General features: G+C 61.2%; 24 protein-coding genes. 21 read left to right on the top strand and 3 right to left on the bottom strand.

Annotation, left to right across the window (positions count from 1 at the left end; all coding sequences use genetic code 11):
- Positions 1–52 precede the first annotated feature (52 nt).
- A complete protein-coding gene (locus I4W07_RS04025; RefSeq protein WP_196025682.1) occupies positions 53–772 on the bottom strand; it encodes a GntR family transcriptional regulator in 720 nt (239 codons plus the stop codon).
- Between the two features lie 303 nt (positions 773–1,075).
- On the opposite strand from I4W07_RS04025, the gene I4W07_RS04020 reads away from it, so the two are divergent.
- The 7 genes from I4W07_RS04020 (at position 1,076) to nhaA (ending at position 8,654) form a co-directional block, all read left to right on the top strand.
- Positions 1,076–2,476 carry a glycoside hydrolase family 1 protein gene (locus I4W07_RS04020; protein ID WP_196025681.1) on the top strand — a complete coding sequence of 467 codons (1,401 nt, stop codon included), beginning with the start codon at positions 1,076–1,078 and terminating at the stop codon, positions 2,474–2,476.
- Between the two features lie 120 nt (positions 2,477–2,596).
- Complete coding sequence (locus I4W07_RS04015) at positions 2,597–3,949, top strand: PTS sugar transporter subunit IIC (protein WP_196025680.1); 1,353 nt, start codon at positions 2,597–2,599, stop codon at positions 3,947–3,949.
- A 149-nt stretch (positions 3,950–4,098) separates the two neighbouring features.
- Positions 4,099–4,401 carry a PTS sugar transporter subunit IIB gene (locus I4W07_RS04010; RefSeq protein WP_035137700.1) on the top strand — a complete coding sequence of 101 codons (303 nt, stop codon included), beginning with the start codon at positions 4,099–4,101 and terminating at the stop codon, positions 4,399–4,401.
- Positions 4,402–4,410: 9 nt separating this feature from the next.
- Entirely contained in the window at positions 4,411–4,743 is a 333-nt protein-coding gene (locus tag I4W07_RS04005) for a PTS lactose/cellobiose transporter subunit IIA (protein ID WP_230317463.1), read from the top strand.
- Between the two features lie 241 nt (positions 4,744–4,984).
- The gene (locus I4W07_RS04000; RefSeq protein WP_230317462.1) at positions 4,985–5,938 is read left to right on the top strand and encodes an ROK family protein; all 954 of its coding nucleotides are present in this window, start codon (positions 4,985–4,987) and stop codon (positions 5,936–5,938) included.
- Between the two features lie 166 nt (positions 5,939–6,104).
- Positions 6,105–7,028, top strand: a complete 924-nt coding sequence (locus I4W07_RS03995; RefSeq protein ID WP_196025678.1) for a manganese-dependent inorganic pyrophosphatase — start codon at positions 6,105–6,107, stop codon at positions 7,026–7,028.
- A gap of 267 nt (positions 7,029–7,295) precedes the next feature.
- Entirely contained in the window at positions 7,296–8,654 is a 1,359-nt protein-coding gene (nhaA, locus tag I4W07_RS03990; RefSeq protein ID WP_196025677.1) for a Na+/H+ antiporter NhaA, read from the top strand.
- Positions 8,655–9,026: 372 nt separating this feature from the next.
- Here the strand turns inward: nhaA and I4W07_RS03985 are convergent, their stop codons facing one another.
- Positions 9,027–9,281, bottom strand: coding sequence for a hypothetical protein (locus I4W07_RS03985; protein ID WP_022093864.1), 255 nt, complete (start codon positions 9,279–9,281; stop codon positions 9,027–9,029).
- A 149-nt stretch (positions 9,282–9,430) separates the two neighbouring features.
- On the opposite strand from I4W07_RS03985, the gene I4W07_RS03980 reads away from it, so the two are divergent.
- From I4W07_RS03980 to I4W07_RS03950, 7 genes are all read left to right on the top strand, one after another.
- Positions 9,431–10,735 carry an aminotransferase class I/II-fold pyridoxal phosphate-dependent enzyme gene (locus I4W07_RS03980; protein WP_196025676.1) on the top strand — a complete coding sequence of 435 codons (1,305 nt, stop codon included), beginning with the start codon at positions 9,431–9,433 and terminating at the stop codon, positions 10,733–10,735.
- Positions 10,736–10,786: 51 nt separating this feature from the next.
- Complete coding sequence (locus I4W07_RS03975) at positions 10,787–11,101, top strand: STAS domain-containing protein (protein WP_035137695.1); 315 nt, start codon at positions 10,787–10,789, stop codon at positions 11,099–11,101.
- 153 nt (positions 11,102–11,254) lie between these two features.
- Positions 11,255–11,842, top strand: coding sequence for a twin-arginine translocase TatA/TatE family subunit (locus I4W07_RS03970; RefSeq protein WP_196025675.1), 588 nt, complete (start codon positions 11,255–11,257; stop codon positions 11,840–11,842).
- Positions 11,842–12,633 (top strand): twin-arginine translocase subunit TatC, encoded by a 792-nt coding sequence (gene tatC, locus I4W07_RS03965; protein ID WP_022093860.1) that lies wholly within the window; start codon positions 11,842–11,844, stop codon positions 12,631–12,633. The genes I4W07_RS03970 and tatC overlap by 1 nt, the downstream gene beginning before the upstream one ends.
- Before the next feature lie 6 nt (positions 12,634–12,639).
- On the top strand, positions 12,640–12,996 hold the full coding sequence (hypA, locus tag I4W07_RS03960) for a hydrogenase maturation nickel metallochaperone HypA (RefSeq protein WP_117565013.1): 357 nt from the start codon (positions 12,640–12,642) through the stop codon (positions 12,994–12,996).
- A gap of 55 nt (positions 12,997–13,051) precedes the next feature.
- Entirely contained in the window at positions 13,052–13,735 is a 684-nt protein-coding gene (gene hypB / locus I4W07_RS03955) for a hydrogenase nickel incorporation protein HypB (protein ID WP_138374518.1), read from the top strand.
- Between the two features lie 54 nt (positions 13,736–13,789).
- On the top strand, positions 13,790–16,381 hold the full coding sequence (locus I4W07_RS03950) for a DNA topoisomerase I (protein ID WP_196025674.1): 2,592 nt from the start codon (positions 13,790–13,792) through the stop codon (positions 16,379–16,381).
- Between the two features lie 122 nt (positions 16,382–16,503).
- Here the strand turns inward: I4W07_RS03950 and I4W07_RS03945 are convergent, their stop codons facing one another.
- Positions 16,504–17,487, bottom strand: a complete 984-nt coding sequence (locus I4W07_RS03945) for a zinc-ribbon domain-containing protein (protein ID WP_196025673.1) — start codon at positions 17,485–17,487, stop codon at positions 16,504–16,506.
- A gap of 248 nt (positions 17,488–17,735) precedes the next feature.
- Here I4W07_RS03945 and tmk point away from each other — a divergent pair, with 248 nt between their 5' ends.
- The 7 genes from tmk to hpf all read left to right on the top strand — a co-directional run bounded on the left by tmk (position 17,736) and on the right by hpf (position 25,910).
- Positions 17,736–18,419: a dTMP kinase gene (gene tmk / locus I4W07_RS03940; RefSeq protein ID WP_196025672.1), complete on the top strand. Its 684-nt coding sequence runs from the start codon at positions 17,736–17,738 to the stop codon at positions 18,417–18,419.
- 1 nt (position 18,420) lies between these two features.
- Positions 18,421–19,548 (top strand): DNA polymerase III subunit, encoded by a 1,128-nt coding sequence (locus I4W07_RS03935; RefSeq protein ID WP_196025671.1) that lies wholly within the window; start codon positions 18,421–18,423, stop codon positions 19,546–19,548.
- The gene (locus I4W07_RS03930) at positions 19,539–21,233 is read left to right on the top strand and encodes a PSP1 domain-containing protein (protein ID WP_196025670.1); all 1,695 of its coding nucleotides are present in this window, start codon (positions 19,539–19,541) and stop codon (positions 21,231–21,233) included. The genes I4W07_RS03935 and I4W07_RS03930 overlap by 10 nt, the downstream gene beginning before the upstream one ends.
- Before the next feature lie 101 nt (positions 21,234–21,334).
- Positions 21,335–22,141, top strand: a complete 807-nt coding sequence (locus I4W07_RS03925; protein WP_196025669.1) for a ComF family protein — start codon at positions 21,335–21,337, stop codon at positions 22,139–22,141.
- A 10-nt stretch (positions 22,142–22,151) separates the two neighbouring features.
- Entirely contained in the window at positions 22,152–23,264 is a 1,113-nt protein-coding gene (locus tag I4W07_RS03920; protein ID WP_196025668.1) for a hypothetical protein, read from the top strand.
- Between the two features lie 733 nt (positions 23,265–23,997).
- Positions 23,998–25,008 (top strand): substrate-binding periplasmic protein, encoded by a 1,011-nt coding sequence (locus tag I4W07_RS03915; RefSeq protein ID WP_230317467.1) that lies wholly within the window; start codon positions 23,998–24,000, stop codon positions 25,006–25,008.
- 317 nt (positions 25,009–25,325) lie between these two features.
- Positions 25,326–25,910, top strand: a complete 585-nt coding sequence (gene hpf, locus I4W07_RS03910; protein WP_055285508.1) for a ribosome hibernation-promoting factor, HPF/YfiA family — start codon at positions 25,326–25,328, stop codon at positions 25,908–25,910.
- Positions 25,911–25,934 lie beyond the last annotated feature (24 nt).

The raw sequence follows: 25,934 nt of genomic DNA, 5'->3' as shown, positions 1-25,934 counted from the left end.
GCGGGCGCCGCGTAAAGCTGCTCAAAACGAGCGCCCGCATGACTACAAAAACCTATGCCAACGTTACATTGTGCAGCTCAAAGCGGTCGCCAACGTTGCGCGAGATCGAATACTCAAAGGCGGCGCCGCTGTCCAAAAATCCAATCTGGGTGAGCTCGAGCAGGGGAGAGCCAGGCTTGGTGTCCAGACGCTCGGCTTCTTCCTCGGTTGCTGCCACGGCGCGAATGGTACGGTGGAAGCTCGAAATCTTCAGACCACATTGCTCGCGGATGAAGCGGTAGACCGATCCGTACAGGTCCTTCTTTTTAAGGCCTGGAATCAGCTCGAGGGGCATGTAGGTGTATTCGATAACGATGGGCTTCCCATCGGCCTGACGTACGCGCACGATGTGATAGGCAAAGTCATCCTCGGCAATTCCCAGCTGGGCTGCGATGTCCGCTGGTGGATTAACAATTGAGAAATCGTAGACCACCGAGGTGACCTTCTCCCCGCGGTGCTCATACGAAAAGCCCTGGGCACGGTCGTTTTTGCCTTGGAAAAATGCCTGGCCGGGAAGCCCCGCCGTGTCCTTAACGTAGGTGCCCGATCCGCGTCGGCTGGTAATAAGACCTTCCTCGGTGATTTGCTCGATAGCTCGTTTGACGGTGATTTTGGAAACGCTATAGAGCTCGCAGAACTCAACGACGGTGGGAAGCTTGTCGCCCGGTTTAAGAGCGCCATCCTCGATGCTTCGGCGAATATCTGCAGCTATCGCCTCGTATTTGGGAATCATGGAACCTCCTTTCCGACATATATCAATACGCAAGTAAGTATAACCCTCAACAAGGCACCCATATAACTTTTATCTAAGAAGTTCGAGAAAGAAAAAAGAAAAAGACGCTTTACTTTTAGAATTAGAGCGCTATAGTTTAAGCAACGAACGGAATCCTTCCGCACAACAGGATCGACCGTTTGGGGACGGTTTTGTTTTGGTGGGTTGGATATCGGTATAACCGGTGCGCGCCCGCGCCGGATAACCTGCCAAAGCAAACCCGTCTCCAACCGTAAGCTCTAGAACACGAAAGCGAGGACTTTGATGGCACAGTATCAGCTGCCTAACGACTTCTTCTTTGGCGCTGCTATGTCCGGCCCGCAGACTGAGGGTCAGTGGAACCAGGGCGGCAAGCTCGAGAACCTGTGGGACACCTGGTCCATCCAGGATCTGGGTTCGTTCTACAACTGCGTTGGCTCTTATGCCGGCAACGACTTTATGGCCAAGTACCAGGAAGACTTTCGCATTTTGAAGGACTTGGGCCTGGATACCTATCGCACTTCCATCCAGTGGAGCCGTCTGCTCGATGCCGACGGCAACCTCAACGAGGAGGGCGCTGCGTGGTATCACGAGCTGTTCTGCGCCTCTCGCGAGGCCGGCCTGGAGCCGTTTGTCAACTTGTACCACTTTGACATGCCCACCTACCTCTTTAACCGTGGCGGCTGGGAGAGCCGTGAGGTCGTCGAGGCTTACGCGCATTACGCCGATGTCGCCTTCCACGAGTTTGGCCAGGAGATTAAGTACTGGTTCACCTTTAACGAGCCCATCGTCGAGCCCGAACAGCGCTATCAGGAGGGTGTGTGGTTCCCGCAGCTCCACGACTATGGTCGCGCCCGCACCGTGCAGTATCACATCTCGCTGGCGCACGCGCTGGCCGTGGCCAACTACCGTCGCGCCTATGACGAGGGCGCCGTTCGCGCCGATGCCAAAATCGGCATGATCAACTGCTTTACCCCGGTCTACACCAAGGAGAACCCCAGCGAGGCGGACCTTGAGGCCGTGCGTATGACCAGCGGCATCAACAATCGCTGGTGGCTCGACCTTATTACCAAGGGCGAGCTTCCTGCCGACGTGCTCGACAGCCTGGCCGAGGGCGGCGTTAAGCTCCCGTTCCGTGCCGGCGACCAAGAGATTCTCAAGCAGGGTGTTGTCGACTGGCTCGGCTGCAACTACTACCACCCCACGCGCGTTCAGGCGCCGGCGAGCAAGATTGACCAGTACGGCCTGCCGCACTTTGCCGACGAGTACGTGTGGCCCGACGCCGTTATGAACGAGAGCCGCGGCTGGGAAATCTACCCGCAGGGCCTCTACGACTTTGGCATGAACTGCGCCAAGAACTACCCCGATCTTGAGTGGTTCGTTTCCGAGAACGGCATCGGCATCATGGACGAATACAAGAACCGTGACGCCGAAGGAACCATCCAGGATGACTACCGTGTCGACTTTGTACGCCAGCACCTGGAGTGGGTTGCCAAGGCAATTGCCGAGGGCGCCAAGTGCCGCGGATACCATTATTGGGCCGTCATCGATAACTGGTCTTGGGCCAATGCCTTTAAGAATCGTTACGGCTTTGTCGAGGTCGACCTTATGGACGGCTATAAGCGCCGCCTTAAGAAGTCGGCGGCTTGGCTCAAACAGGTCGCCACGACCCACGTGGTTGATTAGCGACCGGGCGAACGCCCAGACCGCGCGCCGCCGCGCGCAACACATGGCACATCTGGTGGCAGAGGGCGACAGACCACCGTGCGCATAGGAAAAGGCCGGATTTGAAAGTTAGGAGCAATCATGGCCAGTGACAACGGAAAGAGCTTCCTCGACAAGTTTGCCGAGGTCTCTGCGAAGGTGGGAAACCAGGTTCACCTGCGTTCCCTGCGCGACGCCTTCGCGACCATCACGCCGCTCTATATCCTTGCGGGTATCGCGGTTCTTATTAACAACGTCGTGTTCCCTCTGTTCCCGCTCGATGCGGCGGGCCTTGCCAACCTTCAGACGTGGGGTTCGGCAATTACGCTGGGCACCCTCAACGTCTCTGCCATTATCTTGGCCGGATTGATTGGCTACAGCCTCGCTAAGAACAAGCGTTTCGATAACCCGCTCGCTTGCGTGGTCGTCGCTATCTCTGCCTTCGTCATCATGATGCCGCAGCAGATCACCGCCACGCTTGCCGCCACGAGCCCGCTGCTCACCGACAAGATCACCTCCGCCGAGGTCACGGGCGCCCTTTCGACTACCAACACCGGCACCAACGGTCTGTTCTCGGCTATTATCATCGCCCTGCTTTCCGTCTCGCTCTTCATCAAGATTTCTGGCGTCGAGAAGCTCAAGGTTAAGCTGGGCGAGGGCGTGCCTCCAGCGGTCTCCAACTCCTTCAACGTCATGATCCCGATGCTGCTCAACCTCGCGATCTTCGCTCTTGCCGCAGCCCTGCTCGCCGTGTGCGCCGGCACCGATCTGTGCACCATCATCTCCACGTGCATCTCCAACCCGCTCAAGAACATCATGAACGCCGGCCCGTGGGCTGTTATCCTCATCTACACCCTTGCCAACCTGCTGTTCTGCGTCGGTATTCACCAGTCCACCATCTCTGGCGCTACCGTCGAGCCGATCCTGACCATGCTCATCGTCGACAACATGGCTACCTTTGCCGCCGGTGGCACCATTCAGCCCGATCACTACATGAACATGCAGATCGTTAATAGCTTTGCCCTCATCGGCGGCTCGGGCTGCACCCTCATGCTTCTGCTCGACACGCTCCTGTTCTCCAAGAACAAGGCTTCCGAGACCGTTTCCAAGATGGCTATCCTGCCTGGTCTGTTCAACATCAACGAGCCGGTTATCTACGGTTACCCCATCGTGTACAACCTGCCGCTCATGATTCCGTTTGTCCTCCTTCCCGATCTGTTCATCGGCATCACCTATGGCCTTACCTGCGCAGGCATCATCAGCCCTTGCATCGCCCAGGTGCCCTGGACTATGCCTCCCGTCATCAATGCCCTGCTCGCTACGGGCTTTGACTGGCGCGCCGGCGTGTGGCAGGCTCTCGAGATTGTCATTGGCATGGCCGTCTACCTGCCCTTTATGAAGATTTCCGAGAAGGCAATCGCCAAGCAGGAGGCTCTCGCCGAGCAGAACGCCTAACGTTCGTCCCTTTCACCTTTGCGGGCGCCGGTACGCGGTGCCGGTGCCCGCACCTCTCTTTTGCGTAAGGGCGCAGAAAGAGGGCACAATAACCGCAAGGAATACAACCAGTTGTCGTCTGCGCGCCGCGCAGTTATAAGGAGGAAACCATGAAGAAGATCATGCTCTGCTGCAATGCCGGTATGTCTACGAGCCTGCTGGTCCAGAAGATGCAGGCCGAGGTTGCAAACCGTGGCCTGGATATCGAGGTCGAGGCTCGCCCCATGAATGAGGCCCACGATCACCTGGATGAGTGCGACATGTTGCTGCTTGGTCCGCAGATCGGCTACACCAAGGGCGATTTTGAGAAGGAGGCCGCCGGTCGCTTCCCGGTCGAGGTGATCAACATGGTCGACTACGGCCGCATGAACGCTGCCGGCATCATCGACCACTGCGTCAGCGTGATGGGTTAGGTGCAGCATATGGAGGATATGAACGAGCTGCAGATGACCTGCTTCGAGATCATCAGCTACGTCGGTACCGCCAAGAGCATGTACATCAATGCCGTGCAAAAGGCCAAGGAGGGCGATTTTGACGCCGCCGAGGAGCTTATCAAACAGGGCGACGAGGCCTATAACGGTGGCCACGATGTTCACATGGGGCTTCTGAAGAAAGAGGCCAGCGGCGAGCGTAACGGCGAGGCCCCGTTGATTCTGCTGCATGCCGAGGACCAGATGGCCGGCACCGAGACCATGCGCGTCATGGCGACGGAGCTCATCGAGATCCACAAGCAGCTGCAGGCACTTAAGGCCTAGTCGGCGTTATCGCCGCGATGGACCGCGCGCTCCAACAGACAACATAGTCCCTTTGACGGGCGCCGGGAGTCTCCGCCTCCCGGCGCCTTTATTTTTGGGGATGGTCTTGCGCGGTCTGTTGAGCGGCCAATTGCGTTACCCCAGATAAAACCTGCCAAAACAAACCTGTCCCTTTTTGGTAGGTTTTTGCCTTGGGAGCGGTACCATACAGGCAATGTTTAAACGAGAAAGGTGGGCTCCCATGGAACCTAAGCAGTACTACATCGGCATCGACGTCGGCGGCACTTCGGTTAAGGAGGGTCTGTTCGACGAGGACGGCAACCTGCTTGCCAAGGCCAGCGTGCCTACGCCTCCCATCGTTGACGCCGCGGGCTTTGCCGCGGTGACCGAGGCTATCGACCAGGTGGTCGCCAAGGCTCAGATTCCGCGTGCCTTTGTGGCGGGCATTGGCCTGGCCGTTCCGTGCCCCATTCCGGCGTCGGGCGATGCCAAGGTCAAGGCCAACATTGCCATTAACCTGCCCGAGCTGAGAGTCGCCATTCAGGAGCACTGCCCCGACGCGGTCGTTAAGTATGAGAACGATGCCAACGCTGCTGCCATGGGCGAGGCCTGGCTCGGTTCTGCCAAGGGCGTGCAGAACGTGGTGATGGTCACCATCGGTACCGGCGTGGGCGGCGGCGTTATCGTTAACGGCGACGTGGTGTCGGGCGTTGTGGGTGCTGGCGGCGAGATTGGCCACATGTGCCTGAACCCGGCTGAGGAGCGCACCTGCGGCTGCGGCGGCCATGGCCACCTGGAGCAGTATTCCAGTGCCACCGGTGTGGTGAGCAACTACCTTGCCGAGTGCAAGAAAGCGGGTGTCGATCCCATCGAGCTCACCGGCCCCTCCGATTCCAAGGACGTGTTCCAAGCCTGCCGCGAGGGCGACAAGCTTGCGCTGGCCGCGGCCGATACCATGGCCGACTATCTCGGTCGCGCACTGGCGCTTATTGCCAACGTGGTCGATCCCGAGATGTTCCTTATCGGCGGCGGCGCCTCCGCCTCGGCCGATGTCTACCTCGACAAGGCTCGCGAGTACTTCCAGCGCTACGCGCTTTCTGCCTCGCGCGAGACGCCCATTAAGGTCGCCTCGCTCGGCAACGACGCCGGCATCATCGGTGCCGCTTACGTAGCCCTGCGCGCCGCCGGCAAATAGCTGGTGCAAAGGGGACAGGTTAGTTTGCACCAACATGGTGCAAAGGGGGCAGACTTCGCCCCGACACTTGCCCCAAATTGCGCCGCGGCCCTTCCGTCTCAGAAGGCTCGGCGCCAGCGTGCTACCATAGCTACGTCCAAGTACACATATTAAGTGGAGGATATCCATGGCAAACGTTCTTGTCTTTGGTCACCAGAACCCCGATAACGACGCCATCATGAGCGCCGTCGTCCTGTCCCAACTGCTCAACCAGGTTGAGTATGCCGGCAACACCTACGAGGCCTGCGCCCTTGGTCAGCTTCCGGCAGAGTCCGCCAAGCTGCTCGCCGACGCCGGCATTGCCGAGCCCCGCGTGATTGATTCCGTCGAGGCCGGTCAGCTCGTCGTCCTCACCGACCACAACGAGTCTGCCCAGTCCGTCGCCGGTCTTAAGGACGCCACGGTCTTTGGCGTCGTCGACCATCACCGCATCGGCGACTTCGAGACTGCCGGCCCGCTGCACTACATCTGCCTGCCCTGGGGCTCCAGCTGCACCATCGTCACCAAGCTCGCCGGCGTGCTCGGCGTTGAGCTTTCCGACGTTCAGGCCAAGCTGCTGCTCTCGGCCATGATGACCGACACGCTCATGCTCAAGAGCCCCACCACCACCGATGTCGACCGCGCCGTCGCCGCCAAGCTCGGCGAGCAGGTGGGCGTCGATCCGGTCAAGTTTGGCATGGAGGTCTTCCTCACCCGTCCGTCCGGCTCCTTCACCGCAGCCGAGATAGTCGGCAACGACATCAAGATGTTCGAGCCCGCCGGCAAGAAGCTGCTCATCGGCCAGTACGAGACCGTCGACAAGACCCGCGCACTCGGCATGATCGACGAGATCCGCGAGGCCATGCGTGCCTACGCCGCCGAGAAGGGTGCTGACGGCATTGTCCTGTGCATCACCGACATTATGGAGGAGGGCTCGCAGGTCCTGCTCGAGGGCGAGACCGAGGCTGCTCAGAAGGGCCTGGGCATTGCCGACGAGCACGACGGCGTCTGGATGCCGGGCGTCCTCTCCCGTAAGAAGCAGGTCGCTGCCCCCATCATGGCCGCCTGCTAGGTTTAGTTGACCAAACGCCACGACCGGATCGCGGAAGCCCCGCGCTCCGGTCGTTTTTTGTGCACGGCGCCGCGTCGTCTCTTGGATAGGCGCGCCCGTGCCGTTGAGCAAATAATGTTCAACCTGTGGTTCCGCTTTTCGGCCACGCCTGCGTGCCTGTCGTGCAGGGTAGGCTAGATGCAAGCGTAATACGTTAGAGCGCGGCACCGCCACTTGGGCGGGCCGTGCTTTTTTAAGACGGGAGCTTTCCCGTGAAAGGAGCCGCCCATGGCAGCACCCGAGCAGCTGTTTAACGTTCGTGAGCGCAAGCGTTTTGAGCGCCACGACATTTGGGAGCGCATCACCGAGAACGGCACGATTTCCGCCGCCGTCATGGTCTTCGCCGCCATCGCCGCCGTCATTTGCGCCAACACCGATGCCTACGAGGCCATCCATCACTTTTTGGAGACCCCGCTGTATGTGGGTCTGGGCAACCTTACGGCCGGTCTCACCGTTGAGCTTTTCGTCAACGACTTCCTCATGGCGATCTTCTTTTTGTTGGTGGGCATTGAGCTTAGGTACGAGATGACGGTCGGCGAGCTCAAGAACCCGCGCCAGGCTATGCTTCCCATGCTGGCGGCCGTGGGCGGCGTCGTCGTTCCCGCCTGCATCTATCTGATCTTTAACCATGCCGGCGCGCACAACGGCTGGGCCATTCCCATGGCAACCGATATTGCCTTTGCGCTGGGCGTGCTGTCGCTTTTGGGCAACCGCGTGCCCAACGGCGTGCGCGTGTTCTTCTCGACGCTCGCCATCGCCGACGACCTCATCTCCATCGCCGCCATCGCCATCTTCTACGGTCAGAGCCCCAATCCGTTTTGGTTGGGCGCCGCCGCGCTTGTGACCTGTGCGCTCGTGTGGCTCAACAAGACGCAGCATTACCGCCTTGCCCCGTATTCGGTACTGGGCCTGCTGTTGTGGTTCTGCATGTTCAAGAGCGGCGTGCACGCTACGCTTGCTGGCGTCATCCTGGCCTTCACCATCCCGGCCAAGTGCGGTGTTAAGCTTGATAGCCTCACCGATTGGCTGGGCGAGTGCTTGCCGCTGCTCGATGACCGCTACGACGACGAGGCGCACATCCTGGGCCAGCATGACTTTACCGTCTCGACCACCAAAGTCGAGCGCGTCATGCACCGCGTGACCCCGCCGCTCATCCGCATGGAGCGCCTGATCTCCACGCCGGTCAACTTTGTGATCCTGCCGATCTTCGCGTTCGTCAACGCGCAGGTTTGCCTGGTGGGCGTGGACATGAGCACGCTACTCACCGACCCGGTGACGCTCGGCGTGTACTTTGGCATGCTGCTGGGCAAGCCGATCGGCATCTTTGGCATGACGTTCGCCCTGGTTAAGCTCAAGGCTTGTGAGCTGCCGCACAACGTCAACTGGCATATGATCGCCGGCGTGGGCATTCTGGGCGGTATCGGCTTTACCATGTCGATTCTCATTAGCGGCCTTGCTTTCCCGACGGCCCAGTTTGAGGTTCTGGCTGCCAAGGCCGCCATTCTTGCCGGTTCTGTCACCGCGGCCGTGCTCGGCATGATCTACATGAGTGTGGTCTGCAAGCACCCGGCGCCCAAGGACGAGTAAAAGCTCGAAAAAAAGACACCAGAACCGGTTTGGATGCGTTCGAAACTCGGATCCGGGTGCTACTGGCCCCCTGCCAGATACCCCCGTGGTCAAAAAACGCCGTTTGTGAGTACTGTCACAAACGGCGTTTCATTTTAGGTGTGGAAAATAATGAACAAAGTTATAAGAACTGTACGTTAATGAGTGACTATCGACTTCCAATTTGGCGCTAGCTGACGGTGATTAGGGAGTTTCAAGTCGAGTTTTGCCGATTTCGACCAAGAATCGCTGCTACTAAAAAGGTAACAGTACTCATATTTGCCCTTTTTTGGCCACAAGCCCTAAAACAAGCCTCGCCAGGGTCGCGAAACGGGCCAAAGTCGGCCTCGAGGCTTATTCCACCGTTCCGTAGACGGCGCCCCAGCCGTGGGCGGCCAAGGCGGAGTTGAGCTGGTCGCAAAGTGACTGGCGGTCGTAATAGCCGGGCGGTAGCAGGTTCACGATTTCCATGAGATCGGGCGCCAGGTCCAAGATTTCGGCCTGTACGATCAGATCCAGGCGGTCGATGGCGTGGCGGTCGTAAAACAGTCCGTCGACCAGGCGCTGAAGGTCGCCGAATTCCTCGGCCTGGAACGATCCGTACTCCATAGTGCCTCCTTGGGCGCTTCATGCCGGCATGCGCGGCGGTTCGTAATTCATTGCGATGGACTTAATCTATCACGGCTTCATAACGTTGCGACGGTGGCGGTCTATACTTAGAAGAATTGCAACGTACCGCTTCGTGAAAGGTCGCACCCATGCAGACGATCTACCAGAAGATGGAAACCACCGAACTCGATGCCGCCATCGAGGCGCTCAAAGCCGAGGTCGCCGAGGTCAAGGCCAAGGGCCTGGCGCTCGACATGGCCCGCGGCAAGCCGTCGCCCTCCCAGGTGGACATCTCTCGACCCATGCTCGATATCCTCAATGCCGATGCCGACCTGCACGACGGCAACGTCGACTGTTCCAACTACGGCTGCTTTGAGGGCATTCCTTCGGCACGCAAGCTGGCGGGGGAGTTCCTGGGCTGCCCCGCCGAGCAGACGCTCGTGCTGGGTTCGTCGAGCCTGCTGATCGAGCACGACATCGCCGGTATGTTCTGGCGCTGCGGCTCGTGCGGCAGCGAGCCCTGGGATGCCTACGAGGCTGCCCACGACGGCAAGAAGGTCAAGTTCCTGTGCCCCGTCCCCGGCTACGACCGTCATTTTGGCATCACCGCCGATCTGGGTATCGAGAACGTCCCCGTCGCGATGACCAAAAACGGTCCCGACATGGACGAGGTCGAGCGCCTGGTCGCCGCCGACGACTCCATCAAGGGCATCTGGTGCGTGCCCAAGTACTCCAACCCCACGGGCATCACCTTTAGCGAGGACACCGTGCGCCGCCTGGTCGAGATGCCCACGGCCGCGCCCGATTTCCGCATCTTCTGGGACAACGCCTACTGCGTGCACGACCTGTACGACGAGACCGACGAGCTCGCCAATATCTTCGACCTCGCTCGCGCGGCGGGCACCGAGGACCGCGTGGTGGCCTTTGCCTCGACGTCCAAGATCACCTTTCCGGGTGCCGGTATCGGCTTTATCGGTGCGAGCCCCGCGGTTATCGCGGAGTTCTCCAAGCGCCTGAAGGCCGGCCTCATCAGCGCCGACAAGCTCAACCAGCTGCGTCACGTGCGCTTCCTTCCCACCATCGAGGCGGTCAAGGAGCACATGAAAAAGCATGCCGAGTTCCTGCGCCCGCGCTTTGAGGCCGTCGAGCGCAAGCTCACCGAGGGTCTGGGCGAGACGGGCTGCGCCACCTGGACGCACCCCCGCGGCGGCTACTTTGTAAGCTTCGATGGTCCCGAGGGCTCGGCCCAGAAGGTCGCCGCGCTTTGTGCCGACCTGGGCGTCAAGCTCACGCCGGCTGGTGCCACCTGGCCTTATGGCAAGGATCCGCGCGACACCAACATCCGCATCGCGCCGAGCTATCCCACGGTCGAGGACCTGGAGGCCGCGCTCGATGTGCTGGTGCTGGCCGTTAAGCTCGTCGCTGCCGAGCTTGCGCGTGCCGAGCGCGCCTAACGCGCGGCTTCCCGTACTATCCGCACCTTCGATACGTAAAGGAGCATATACATGGATTTGGGTATTTCCACCAACCCCACGCCAGAGCTCTACACCATTAAGGTAACCGGCGAGATCGATATCTCTAACGCCGATAGCCTGCGCAATGCCATCGACCTGGCGCTCGAGCAGCCCACTGAGGCCGTTGAGCTCGATTTTGCCCAGGTGAGCTATATCGACTCGACGGGCATTGGCGTGCTCGTGGGCGCCGCGCACCACGCGGTCGACCACGGCAAGCGCTTTAGCTGCACCAATGTGCAGCCCCCGGTAATGCGCGTGGTTCAGCTGTTGGGTGTCGACCAGGAGATTTCGATCACCGCTGCATAATCTTTGCCCCCAAAAGGGCGTGCCGTTTGGCATATGTTTGTGATGCGCTCGGACGTTTTGGCGTCCGGGCGCTATACTTGACCGAATGAATAGACGAGTTCCGGCCGAATGGCGCGGTGCGGGCTCGACTCACATCGAGCCTTGGAGGTATGTGTGTTTGGTATTGGAGAGGGTGAGCTCGCGATCATCGTGGTCTTCGGCTTTTTGCTGTTTGGCCCGGATAAGCTCCCGCAGATGGGCCGCACAATCGGCCGTGCCATCCGTCAGTTCCGCGAGACGCAGGAAAAGATGACGGCCGTTGTTCAGTCCGAGATTATCGATCCGGTAAGTGAGGCCGCTTCGGCACCGGTCAAGCCCAAGAAGACTGCCGTCGATGACGATTCCGATGCGGACGAGGATGCCGCCGAGACGGCAGCGCCCGCAAAGAAGGAGACCTTTGCCGAGCGTCGCGCTCGTCTTGCTGCCGAGAAAGCCGCGAGCGAGGCTGCCGCCGAGGGCGAGGGTGCTGCTGAGGAGTCCGAGGCCGAGGGTGCCGAGCCTGCCGCTGCCGTCGAGCCTGTCGTCGAGCCCGAGCCTGCTGCAGAGCCGGAGCCCGAGCCCGAGCCGGCAGAGCCCACGACGGCTGACCTCTACGCCCGTCGTCCCCGCAAGCGCAAGGCCGTCGTCGACCAGCTCGCTCGCGAGCTCGAGGCCGAGGACGACGCCGCTGCCGCCGATGCCCCGAAGGGAGGCGATGAGTAATGCCTATCGGACCTGCGCGCATGCCGCTCTTCGATCACCTGGGCGAGCTCCGTCGCCGCCTGACCATCGTGGTCGTGTCGGTGTTTGCCGCCGCCATCGTGCTGTATTTCGCCACGCCCGTGGTGCTCGACATCCTGGAAGACCCCATCCGCTCCTTTGTGCCGGACGGTAAGTTCTACATCACCACCACGCTCGGCGGCTTTGGCCTGCGCTTCTCGCTGGCCATCAAGATGGCCGTGGTCATGTGCACGCCCATGATCATCTGGCAGATTCTGGCATTTTTCCTGCCGGCACTGCGTCCCAACGAGCGCAAATGGGTCGTGCCCACGGTGCTCGCCTCGACGGTGCTGTTCTTCCTGGGCGCCATCTTCTGCTATTTCATCATCATCCCGGCGGGCTTTGAGTGGCTTATCGGCGAGACCTCGGCCGTCGCCACGGCGCTGCCCGACCTGGAGAACTACGTCAACATGGAGCTGCTCTTTATGATCGGCTTTGGCGTGGCGTTTGAGCTGCCGCTCATCATCTTCTACCTGTCCGTCTTCCACATCGTGTCCTACGCGGCCTTCCGCGGCGCCTGGCGCTACGTGTACGTGGGCCTGCTTGTGGGCTCGGCTGTGATTACGCCCGACGGCTCGCCCGTTACGCTGGGCCTCATGTATGGTGCCCTGCTCTCGCTCTACGAGATTTCGCTCGCCATTGCCCGCGTGGTCATTACCGCGCGCGAGGGCAAGGAGGGCTTGTTTGTGAGCCGTCTGGACCTGTTCTCGGACGATGAGGACGACGAGGAGTAAATCGGTATGCACGAGGTTGGCATTGTCAACGGCATACTCGATACAGTGATTCGCGCGGCGCGTGGGGCGGGGGCCTCGCGCGCCGTTTTGGTAACGCTGCGTATCGGGGATATGACCGAAGTTGTGCGCGAGGCGCTCGACTTTGCGTGGGAGACATTTCGCGATGAGGACCCGCTCACGCGAGGCTGCGAGCTTGCCGTGGAGGAAGTCCATCCACAAAGCGAGTGTCTGGACTGCGGGGAGGTCTTTGAGCACGATCGCTTCCATTGCCGCTGTCCCCAGTGTGGTGGTGCCAACGTGCGCCTACTGCACGGCCGCGAGCTCGATATCGCGAGTATCGAAATCGAAACCCCCGACGATTAGCCCGCTAGCCATCTGGTGATGGGGTATAAAGGGGCCAAAGTAAGGAGTGCCAAGTATGGCTGAGAAAACGATTGATATCGCGTCGCCGATCCTGTCGCGCAACGAGCGCCTGGCAGATCAGCTGCGACAGCGATTTAAAGAGACAAACACCTATGTGATCAATGTGCTGTCGAGCCCCGGTTCGGGCAAGACCACCACGATCCTGGGCACCAACGAGCGCCTGCGCGACAAGGCTGGCCTGCGCTGTGCCGTCATCGAGGGCGATATCGCCTCGGACGTCGACGCGATCACCATGAAGGAAGCCGGCATGCCTGCCATCCAGATCAACACGGGGGGCCTGTGCCACCTCGAGGGCAACATGATCATGGAGGCCGTCGACGCGTTCGACCAGGCTGTGGGTCTGGAAAACATCGACGTCATCTTTATCGAAAATGTGGGCAACCTGGTCTGCCCGGTCGACTTTGACCTGGGCGAGAACCTGTCCATCATGATTCTCTCGGTGCCCGAGGGCGACGACAAGCCCATCAAGTACCCGGGCATCTTCCAACACGCCGGCGCGCAGCTGCTCAACAAGGTCGACGTGGCTCCGGCTTTCGATTTTGACATGGATAGGTATACTAAGACACTCGATGACCTCAATCCGCAGGCGCCGCGGTTTGCCGTGAGCGCGCGCAAGGGCGAGGGCATGGATGCCTGGTGCGATTGGCTCATCGGGCAGATTGAGCAAGCAAGGGCGTAAGTCGGCCGCCATACGGGCGGGCGTAGCCGCAGAGATACGAGATAGGAGCCTCTTTTGAAGCTCATCATCGCCGAGAAAAACGACGCCGCGCGTCAGATCGCCGAGCGTCTGTCCACGGGTAAGCCCAAAAAGGACAAGGTGTACAACACCGCCATCTACCGCTTTGAGTGGAAGGGCGAGGAGTGCGTGACGATCGGCCTTGCCGGTCACATCCTTGCGCCTGATTTTTGCGACAGCGTGCTGTTCGATAAAAAGCTGGGCTGGTATTCGGTCACCGAGGACGGCGAGATACTGCCGGCCGACATGCCCGATGGCCTGGCGCGTCCGCCTTACGACACCAAGCGTAAGCCGTTCCTTGCCGATGGCATCTCCATTAAGGGCTGGAAGCTCGAGAGTCTGCCTTACCTCACCTGGGCGCCCGTCATTAAGTTGCCGGCTGAGAAAGAGCTCATTCGCTCGCTCAAGAACCTTGCCAAGAAGTCTGACAGCGTCATCATCGCCACGGACTTCGACCGCGAGGGCGAGCTGATTGGCTCGGATGCTCTCAACAAGGTGCGCGAGGTTGCGCCGGACTTGCCGGTCGCCCGCGCCCAGTACTCTTCGTTTACCAAGGCCGAGATCACGCACGCCTTCGATAATCTCGTCACGCTCGACCAGAATCTGGCCGACGCCGGCGAGAGCCGTCAGCACATCGACCTCATCTGGGGCGCGGTGCTCACGCGCTATCTGACGCTCGCCAAGTTCGGCGGCTTTGGTAACGTGCGCTCTGCCGGCCGCGTGCAGACGCCGACGCTCGCCCTGGTGGTCGAGCGCGAGCGCGAGCGCATGGCGTTTGTGCCCGAGGACTATTGGCAGATTCGCGGCATGGGTGCCGCGCAGGGCGCTGCCGAGGACGACCGCTTTAAGATCGCGCACAAGACGGCGCGTTTTACCGACAAGGATGCTGCCGAGACGGCGTACGGCCATGTCGACGGCGCCAAGACGGCGACCGTTGCCGCGGTGACCAAGCGCTCGCGTAAGCAGCAGCCGCCCACGCCGTTTGCGACGACCTCGCTGCAGGCTGCCGCCGCGGCCGAGGGCATCTCGCCTGCGCGTACGATGCGCATCGCCGAGTCCCTCTACATGGCGGGCCTTATCAGCTACCCGCGTGTCGACAATACCGTATACCCTGCGACGCTCGATCTGGGCGCCGTGGTGAGCGACCTGGCAAAGATCAACCCGGCGCTGGCGCCCGTGTGCAAAAAGGTGCTTGCCGGTCCTATGAAGCCCACGCGCGGCAAGGTCGAGACCACCGACCACCCGCCTATCTATCCCACGGGCGAGGGCGACCCATCCACGCTCGACGGCGGCCAGCGCAAGCTCTACGACCTCATCGCCCGTCGCTTCCTGGCAACGCTTATGGGTCCCGCGACCATCGAGAACACCAAGCTCGAGCTCGACGTCAACGGCGAGCCGTTCGTGGCCTCGGGCGACGTGCTCGTGACCCCTGGCTTCCGCGAGGCCTATCCGTACGGCCTTAAGCGCGACGAGCAGATGCCGCCGCTGGAGCAGGGCGATACGGTCGACGTGTTCGACATTAAGCTCGAGGCCAAGCAGACCGAGCCGCCCGCGCGCTACAGCCAGGGCAAGCTCGTGCAGGAGATGGAGAAGCGCGGCCTGGGTACCAAGTCCACGCGCGCGAGCATCATCGAGCGCCTGTACGCTGTGCGCTATCTCAAAAATGATCCCGTTGAGCCGAGCCAGCTGGGTATCGCCATCATCGACGCGCTGACGCAGTTTGCCCCGCGCATCACGAGCCCCGATATGACCAGCGAGCTCGATGGCGATATGACCCGTGTGGAGCGCGGCGAGGACACCGAAGAGCATGTTGTGACGCACTCGCGCGCGCTGCTGGCCGGCGTGCTCGACGAGCTGCTCAAGCACACGCAGGAGCTGGGCGACGCCATCAGCGACGCCGTCACAGCCGATGCGCGCGTGGGCGCCTGCCCCAAGTGCGGCAAGGACCTGGTTATGAAGACGAGCGCCAAGACCCGCGGCAGCTTCATTGGCTGCATGGGCTGGCCCGACTGCGACGTGACCTATCCGGTGCCGAGCGGCGTCAAGGTAAGCCCGCTCGAGGGCGAGGCGGCCGTGTGCCCCGAGTGCGGCGCGCCGCGCATTAAGTGCCAGCCGTTCCGCCAGAAGGCCTTCGAGATTTGCGTGAACCCCACGTGCCCCACCAATTACGAGCCCGACCTTAAGGTGGGCGAGTGCAAGGTGTGCGCCGAGGCAGGACGCCATGGCGACCTGATCGCGCACAAGAGCGAGAAGAGCGGCAAGCGCTTTATCCGCTGCACCAACTATGACGATTGCGGCGTGAGCTATCCTCTACCGGCGCGCGGTAAGCTCGAGGCGACGGGTGAGACCTGCCCCGAGTGCGGCGCCCCCATCGTGGTGGTCAACACGGCGCGCGGTCCGTGGCGCATCTGCGTGAACATGGACTGCCCGACCAAGGAGAAGAAGCCCGCCCGCGGCCGCAAGACCACGACCAAGGCGAGCACGGCGAAGAAAACCACGGCAGCAAAGAAGACTGCTGCCAAGAAGACGACGGCGAAAAAGACGACGTCCAAGAAATCGACCACCAAGAAGGCAGCCGCCGACAAGTAGCGGTGCAGCCGAAACATTGCCCAAAACAAAAACGAGCGAGGGTCCCATGATCCCCGCTCGTTTTTTGCGTAGTCATTGGGGACGTTCTTGAATGACTAGTCGTTTAAGAACGTCGCATGCGACTAGTTTACCTCGACGGGCTTGGCTCCGGGATAGCGGTCCTCAAAGTCCTGACGGTACTTGTTGCTGTTGGTCCCCGGCTCGTTGTCGCGTGCCAGCGGCGTCACGATTTCGTCCTTATGGTCCGCGGGGTTTGCGTACTTTAGGCTGATCTCCCAGGCATCGCAGATCGCGTCGATGCGGTTGTCCAGGTCGTCATACAGGGCAACGATGTCTTTCCAGGAACTGTAGTTCTTAGAGCTCATGGGGACGTCCAGGTCCTCGACGATATCGTAGTACTGCTCGATGGTGTCTTCCGTGCGCTCGGCGACGTCGGCGAGATTTTGACGGGCGGTGCGATCTTCTTCCAGATAGCTGCCATTGAAGGCCTGCGCGCAGGCGCGGACCTGGCTATCGAGATCTTCGAGCAGATCGTAGTATTCGCTCAGGCGACGGTAGAGGTTCTGCTCGGAGAGGGTTGCTTCGCCGTCGTCCTCGTCGTCCTCGTCGTCATCATCGTAGAGGCTATTGGGGTCGTCGAGAGGCTTGAGGTCATCATCGTCAACATCATGGTGCAGCTTAGTAATCTCGGCAGTCGTTTGCGTGGCGGCGTTGTCGAAAGGCTTGATCACAAAAAAGATGACCAAGGCGATGATAATTGCCACGAGCACAACGATAACGGCGATAAGCGCCTTGGTGCTGCTCTTTTTGGCGGCGGGGGCCTGTGGTGAATCAGGCGCGTACGTAGATGCCGGTTGCTGTTGGGGCGGGGTGTCCGCGACGGGTATGCGCTGCGTCGTTTCGACCGCTGCGGGGCTGGCGGCGGGGTCGGGGCGATAGGCGAGGGGGTCGTCCGGCTTAGCTTGCGGCGTATCGAGGAAGCCGGTCTGCTCAAACGCGGGTTGGCCATTGCTTGCGGTTGTCTGCTCAACGGGTGCACCGCATGAGGTGCAGAACTTGGCATCATCTGCAAGAAGTTTGCCGCACGAGGCGCAATACCGAGACATTGCCACTCCTTTCGCCACATTTCAAATCAATACGACGATTATACCCAGCGCTCAAAAAAGTCGGCAGTTAGGGACGTTCCTTTTCTGCCGGCACTTTAGGAACGTCCCTAGCTGTCGCCTAGTCATTTAAGAGCGTCCCCAATGACTACCCAATGACTAGGCCCGATTTGGGGCGCGCCTGCCCCTGGGGTATCATGGCTTGGTTGATATATCTGCATTTACGCGCCTTGTAGGAAGGGGCTGCGCCCATGGCTTTTGAGCCCGCTCAACATAGCTTTATCACGCTCGAGGGCGTCGACGGCGCCGGCAAGTCCACGCAGGCGCGTCTGCTTGCCCGCGCGCTCGAACTCGCTGGCTACCAGGTTGTGAGCCTGCGCGAGCCGGGCGGTACCGCCATTAGCGAAAAGATCCGTGCTCTGCTGCTCGACCCCGCCAATACGGCGATGGGAGACACCTGCGAGTTGCTGCTCTACGAGGCGGCGCGTGCCCAGTTGGTGCACGAGGTCATAGCTCCCGCCCTCGCGGCCGGCAAGGTAGTCCTGTGCGATCGCTTCTACGACTCCACGACCTGCTACCAGGCGTTTGCCGATGGCCTCGACCGTCAGATGGTACGCGATGCCAACAACCTGGCTGTCGCCGGTACGCATCCGGCGCTCACGCTCGTCTACCACATCACGCCCGAGCAGGCGGCGCTGCGCATGGCAGCTCGTGGTGCGGCAGATCGCATGGAGGCAAAAGGTATAGCCTTCCAAGAGCGCGTCTACCAGGGATTTTGCGCCATTGCCGCCGAGGAACCAAACCGCGTAAAGCTCATCGACGCCACCGCGACCATCGAGGAAGTCTTCGAGAAGACGGTCGAGCAGGTTCGCGCCTACGGCCTCGATATTTCCCAGGACGCCGTCACCGCCGCGCTTGCCCAGGAGGCCGAGTAACATGGCCCCCGCTCAGGCAAGTCTGTTGGCCAAGCTCGACACCCAAGAGCGCGCGCGTGATTTTTTGACCAGTGCCGTCGCCAGCGGTCGCGCATCGCACGCCTACCTGTTTTTGGGCGCGCCCGGCGCGGGCAAGCTCGACGCCGCATGGGCGCTTGCCCAGGCATTCCTGTGCGAGCGGGACGGCTGTGGCTCGTGCGACAGCTGCGTGCGCGTCGCCCGCCATACGCATCCCGACGTGCACTATTACACGCCCGAAAGTGCTACGGGCTACCTCATCGCGCAGACCCGCGAGCTGCTCGACGACGTGCCCCTGGCGCCCATCCGCGCCAAGGCAAAGGTCTACATCATCGACCGTGCCGAGCAGCTGCGCGCCAACACCGCCAACGCGCTGCTCAAAACGCTCGAGGAGCCGCCCGAGGGCGTCATGTTCATCCTGTTGGGCACCTCGGCAGACGTGATGTTGCCCACCATCGTGAGCCGCTGTCAGTGCGTGCCGTTTCGGCTGGTGTCGCCCACCGTTGCCGCGCAGGCCGTGAGCCGCGCGACGGGTCAGGACCTCGCGCGTTGCCGCATGGCGGTCGCCGTGGCGGGAAGCCCCACACGCGGTATCGAGTTCCTTAAGAGTGCCGAGCGCCAGGATGCTCGCCGCCAGATGGTCCGCGCCATCGATTCGCTCATCGCTGCCGACGAGGCTGATGTGCTCAGCCGCGCCAAGTCGCTCATCGTCGCCGTTAAGGCACCGCTCGCCGAGGTCAAGTCCACACAGGAAAAGGTGCTCGAGCAAAACGCCGACTACCTGTCGCGTGGAGCATTGAAGCAGCTTGAGGACCGCAACAAGCGCGAACTCAACGCGCGCGAGCGTTCGGGTATCATGGAAGCGCTGGCGAGCGCGCGGACGCTCATGCGCGACGTGCTGCTGACGCTTCAGGACGAGGCGGCCGACGTCGTGAACGAAGACGTGCGCGACACGATCGGGCGGCTTGCCGCCGCGACGAATGCTGCGGGTGCCACCCGGGCGCTCGAGGCGGTCGCGACCGCCGAGCGCAACATCGCCAGAAACGTTACTCCCCAGCTGGCCATCGAGGTCATGCTGTTCGATATCAGGAAGGCACTGAAATGCCGTTAGTCGTACCCGTTAAGTTTACCTACGCCTCGCGCGACCTGTGGTTCGACCCGCAGGATCTGGATATCCTCGAGGCCGATTATGCCATTTGCTCCACCGAGCGCGGAACCGAGATCGGCCTGGTCACGGCCGATCCCTTCGAGGTGCCGCAAAATGAGATCGGCCAGCCGCTCAAGCCCGTGCTGCGCGTGGCGAGCGACATCGACCTGCAGCTTGCCGACGACCTGGCCATCCAGGGCGACGAGGCGATGGTCGATTTCCGCCGTCTCGTCAAAGAGCTCGACCTCGAGATGAAGCCGGTCGGCGTCGAGTACCTGTTTGGCGGCGAGAAGGCCGTGTTCTACTTTGCGGCCGAGGAGCGCGTCGATTTTCGTCAGCTCGTCAAGGACCTGTCCTCGACGCTGCACATTCGCGTCGACATGCGCCAGATCGGCGTGCGCGACGAGACCCGCCTGGTGGGCGGCTATGCCCAGTGCGGACAGGAGCTCTGCTGCACGCGCTTTGGCGGACAGTTTGAGCCCGTCTCGATTCGCATGGCAAAAGAGCAGGACCTGCCGCTCAACTCGTCCAAGATCAGTGGCGTGTGCGGCCGCCTGATGTGCTGTCTGCGCTATGAGTTCGAGGCGTACAAGGACTTTAAGAGCCGTGCGCCCAAAAAGAAGACGCTCATCGATACGCCGCTTGGCAAGGCGCGTATCCAGGAATATGACACGCCGCGTGAGCAGCTGGTGCTGCGTCTGGAGAACGGCAAAGTCTTTAAGGTCAACCTGGCCGATATGACGTGCTCGGAGGGCTGCAAAAAGAAGGCCGCCGAGCAGGGCTGCAACTGCCGCCCCGACTGCGTGACGCGCGACGTGCTCGAGCGCATCGAGTCGCCCGAGATGCGCCTGGCGCTCATGGAGCTCGATCGCGAGAACGGCGTCGATGTGGGCGATGGCCTGTCGAGTGCCGATCGTCTGGCCGGCACGTCGATGCCCAAGCGCCGTCGCCGCGATGCCGAATCCGATGCTCGCGCTGCTCAGGGCCAGGGCGAGGGTCGTGGCCGCGGAAAGGGCCGCGGCAAGGCCGAGGCGCCCGAGGCCGAGGAGGCAGCCGGTGGTCGTCGCCGCCGCAAGCGCGCAGCGTCCGTCGACAATGGCGAGGCCGCGGGCAAGAACGCTTCCCGTGAGCGCGAGGCTCAGCAGCTCCAGCAGCAAAACCGCGGCGGTGGCATGAACCCCACGCGCCGTCGTCGCCGTCACCTGTCGAGCGAGGAGCGCGAGGACGCCTTCCGCGCCGCAGCTGCTCGCGAGGCCGGTGCCGCTCCCAAGGGCGTCTCGGCCTCCGATGCGCCTGCCGACAAGGCTGGCAAGCCGCGTGGCGAGGAGGAGCGCGCGCCACGTCCGCGCCGTCGCCATTCCTCGGGCACGCAGCAGAAGCCCTCGGTTCCTTCCGTGGCCGATCAGGTTTCGGATGGCGAAGTCAAGGTCACGCGCCGTCGCCCCGGCGATGGCGGGGGAGCTGCCGCCAAGGCTTCGCGCGGCGGCTCTCGCGACGAGCGCGAACCGCGTGAGGATCGCGATGGCGAAGGCTCGACCGACCAGGGTCAAAAGCGCCGCCGTCGCCGTCGCTCCCGCAAGCCGCGCCAGGACGGTGGCGAAGGCTCGACCCACACCTCGTCCTCACCGAAACCGCCTGCCGGCGAATAACGTCCGTAAGCGGATGTAACCCGCCTGACCCCAGCGCCTCTGGGTATCATGGCTCTACACCGACAACCCTCCCTTCGCCTTCGCGTAGGGAGGGTTGTGTCATGAAGAGACATTTGAATGTGTTGAGTCGCTTGCAGGGTGCTGGCACCCTACCGTTTGCGGACGAATTGCTACCGCTTGCCGAGCGCGCGACGTACGAGGCGCTCGAGGCGTTGTCGCCCACGCGATGCGCCGGCTGCGAGCGTTTCGGTGCGCTGATTTGCCAGGATTGCCTGGCCTCATTCGCGCTCATCGATCCGTGCCATAGCTGCATCCGATGTGGCGCCCCGTTTGGGGATTTGCTGTGCACCGAGTGTTCGGTCGAGGGCACGTCTTCGGCAATGGCCGAGGCGCTCGATCGCTGCCTGGCGTGTGCCGTCTACGCACATCCGCTGCCGCGCACCATCAAGGCGTACAAGGATGCGGGCGAGCGCCGCCTGGCACCGTATCTGGCGGAGCTACTCTACGACACCGTCTTACATGCCCAGGTGGCAGCCCCCGATCGCTACGGCGGTGTGCTGTCCGGCGCCGACGCGGTGGTATTTGTGCCCGCGACTGCGGCAGCGTTTCGGCGGCGTGGATTCGACCATATGGAAGCAATCGCGCGCTCGTTTTGCGATCTTTCGGGTGTGTCGTTGCTGGACGCCCTGGTCAAATACGGTCACGGTGACCAGCGAGAGCTCGGTCGCGATGAGCGCCGGGAACATGCCCGGGGCATGTACGAGACGGTCGAAGATGTGCGCGGCTGTCGTTTGCTGCTCATCGATGATGTCATTACCACGGGCGCGACCATGGCAGCAGCCTCGGCGGAGCTCAAACGTGCCGGTGCCGCGGCCGTCGATGGCCTCGCTATCGCACGCGTTTGGTAGGGGTGGTTTTGTGGCAGCGAAGATAGCGCGACGCATCGAGCCGACAAGCGAGCAACTGGCGGCCTCTGTAATCCTGACTGGCGCCTCGGCGCTGCGCATGATGCGCGCCGAGCGCCGACAAATGGGTTACATCAGTTGGAGGGACCTCGCTCCCGATGAAGAGTGCCGTGTGCTGCGCGCATCGTCTCCCTCGGCCGAGGACATTTATCTTCCCGATTTGGTGCGGATCGGGGCCGTGAGTGGCGAGGTCCAAGAAGACTTGTGCCTGCTGGTGGGGTCGGCGAAGCAGCGTCGCCGCATGCCTGGTGCAAGCTGGTCCGTTTGTTCTACAGACCTGCCGGACGCCTCGATTTTGGAGGTGGAGCCGGGAGTGTACAGCTTGTCTCCCGAGGCCCTCTGTGCCGCCGTTGCGCGCGAAGTCGGCTGTATCCAGGCATTTGCCCTGGCCCAGGAGCTGTGCTCCAAGATTTCGCTGAGCGATCGCGGGCGGTATCTGCCCCCTTACAGCTCGCCTACCGTGAACAGGCTTGCAAAGGATAAGGACCAGCCGTCAGATGTGGGCTACTTTGAGGTCGAGCCAGTGCTGACGCCCGATCGCCTGGCAGATTACCTTGCGGCATGCAAGGGGAGCGCGGCCAAGCAGCTGCGGCGGCTGTGCCCCTTTCTGTCGGAAAACCTGCGCTCACCCATGGAATGCATCATGCTTGCCATGTTTTCGCTTCCGTTTTCTTATGGCGGATTTGCCTGCGGTCCCTTTAAGACCGACCACAAGATCGAGTTCAACGACCGTGCGCAGGCGATCTCGGGGATGCCGTATGCGGTTTGCGATGCCTATCAGGAAGCAGCTCGGTTTGACCTGGAATACAACGGTGAGCAGGGCCATTCGTCTCGCGGCGGGCGCATTCACGATGAAAAACGCAATACGGGTTTGGCGTCCATGGGAATCGAGGTCGCGACGGTCAACAACGAGATGCTCTGCGACATGGAAGCGATGGAAGCGCTCGCATGGCGCATCCACCAGCGTATGGGTAAACGATATCAGAATCGTGTAGAGGCTCGTCGAAAGAGGCAAGATGCTCTGCTGAATACGCTCCGAGCGTGCTTTGGGCTCAAGCCGGCGTAAAACTATGGCTTTATAGGGGGTCTGTTTATATGCCATGTGCAAAAAACGGCAAATATGAATACTGTTACTAGATTAGTGACAGCAAAAATAAAGAAACTTGGGCCGAAAAACTGGATTCAGCGAAGAGATAATAAACGAATGTGGAATATCTTGGCGCCAAGCGGGCTGTGCGGAACTCAAAAAGGGCTCGTGGGGCGGAAATACGCTGCTACTAAATTGGTAGCAGTACTCATATTTGCCGTTTTTTGCACACGGCACCCTGAGACGGGTGCCCCGGGGCTCCCCGTGGGGGAGCTCCGGGCTTCATGGGGGCACGAATGGTCCGCCCCGACCTGCGAAATCTGTGCTCGCGATGCGAATAACGTCCCTAACCTTAAACTATAGCTTGAACTTAGCTATAATGCGCTACGTTCCTGCCAGGCTGTGGTTGCGGACGGACGAAATGCCCATCCTAGTCCAAGACAGACGCGGTCAAAGGGATCCACGTAAGCGACCGCGTGCGCGCGGCGCGATCATGGCGCGTCCTAGATGTAAGCCGCACCGTCCGTTCTACTTTCTTTGGGGCAATACCGCCTCGCGGGCGAGCGGGCCAGTCGTGAAGGTGGCTGCGGCCTCCCGAGCAAACGCCCCGGTGCGCAAGTGTGGGGTCAAATACCAGGTCAGCTGGTGGGAACACCCCGATATTCCGTGCGGGGCACGGATCGTATACGACACAGAAGGCAGGGTAGTGGACATGGTGAGGGGCAGCTTGATGCATGCGGCTCGGTTAGGTGCTGGGGCCGCGGCGGTCATTGCCGTTTTGGGCCTGAGCGGATGCGCGTTCAATCCACTGTCCACGTTCACGACGCCCACGATCGACCAGATCGAGCGCGAGACCGTTACCCCCACGGTATCGGACGATGCCCTGGTCACGCCGGGAACCCTGACGGTCGCCCTCGATACGTCCGATGCACCGCAGGCCATGCAGGATGCCGACGGAAACCTCACGGGCTATGCGGTCGATGCCGCTCGTGCCCTCGCATGCCGCATGGGTCTCAAGGTCGCCTTTGTCGATGCGTCCTCGGCCGATTCCGCGCTCAGCGATAAAAAGGCGGACATCTTCATTGGCGACATCAAGTCTGCGGGCGGCGACATCAGCTCGCTTGGCACCTGTCTGTACGATGCCGCCGCCGTATTCGGCAAGAGCAGTGACGGCGAGTCGCTGAGCGTTTCCACCGAAACGCTTAACACCGCTACCCTGGGCGTTCAGACCTCCTCGGCCTCGCAGGAGGCGCTCGCCAAGCAAAGCATCACCGCCAACCAAAAGACCTTTTCCAACATCAATGAGTGCTTTGAGGCGCTCGAGTCGGGCGAGGTCGATTACGTGATCTGTGATTCCACGGCTGGTGGCTACCTCGCGCGTCTGATGAGCCAGATCTCCTATGTCGGTACGCTCGAGGCGCCCTCCACGCTTGGCGTCGCAGGTCTTAGCTCTAATGATGAGCTGTGCCGTGCCGTGAGCGATGCCCTCGATGGCATCACGGTCGATGGCACGCTCGAGGCAGTCCACTGCGTCTGGTACGGACAGATGCCCTACGACCTTACCGCCAAGACCGTTTCGGGGGCCAATGTGCAGGCATCCGACTCCACGTCCAACGAGACCGAGTCCTCCGATGACGACGCCTCTGATAACAACAGCGACGGCCCGTCGTCTAGCCAGGAGGGCACCATCACCGACGATGACATCAACAAGCTCAATAGCTAGTTATTGGTAGGGGTGGCGCCTGCCACACGCTGAACAAGGCGCTTCTTCACGGTTTCAACACGCATGGCCGGGTCTCCCCAATAAGGGAGCCCGGCTTTTCTATTTTGGTAAAAACGGCAGGTAAAAGCTGATTTCCAGGAAAAAAACTAGCTTTGCCGACGCCCTCCCATAGCGCACTTTGCCACGGAAAAGTGCGAGACTTCGGTATGCGGTATCAAGCAATCGTTATTCGGGTCTTTGGGAATCCGCGTGATTAAATGCACGGCAATGGGTACATAGCCAGTACAGTAAGTTCCCGAGGCAGATTGGAGCCACGTATGGATATCAAGGTTTCTGGACGCAAGACGACGGTAACCGATGCTCTGCGTGCGCATGTGGATGAGAAGATCGGCGAGGCGCTCAAGGTTTTCGATATCGAGCCCATGACGGTCGACGTTGTACTTCGCTATGAGAAGAACCCCTCGAACCCCAACCCGGCAATCGTCGAGGTTACGGTTCGTGCCCGCGGTTCGGTGATTCGCGTTGCCGAGCACGGTGCGGATATGTACGCCGCCATCGACCTCTCCGCCGATAAGGTCACCCGCCAGCTGCGCAAGTTCAAGACCAAGGTCGTGGACAACCGCCAGGGCGGTGCCAGCGCAGCGGATGTCGCGCCGGTCGAGCGCGTCGAGGATCTGGCCGACCTGCTGCTGCCCGAGGAGGACGACGACCTGCTCGTCCGCGAGAAGGTCATCGATGTCACCCCGATGACTGAGGAGCAGGCGCTGGTGCAGACCGATCTGCTGGGCCACGACTTCTACGTGTTCGAGAACGCGACGACTGGCCTTATCAATGTGGTGTATCACCGTAAGAATGGTGGATATGGCATCATCAAGCCCCGTATCGAAACACTTGACGAGTAAAATACGTTAACTTGCATGACTTAA

Source organism: Collinsella aerofaciens, from assembly GCF_015670745.1.
GTDB lineage: Bacteria > Actinomycetota > Coriobacteriia > Coriobacteriales > Coriobacteriaceae > Collinsella > Collinsella aerofaciens_T.
Note: the sequence above shows the minus strand (reverse complement) of the source record. Positions and strands in the feature narration are given on the sequence as shown.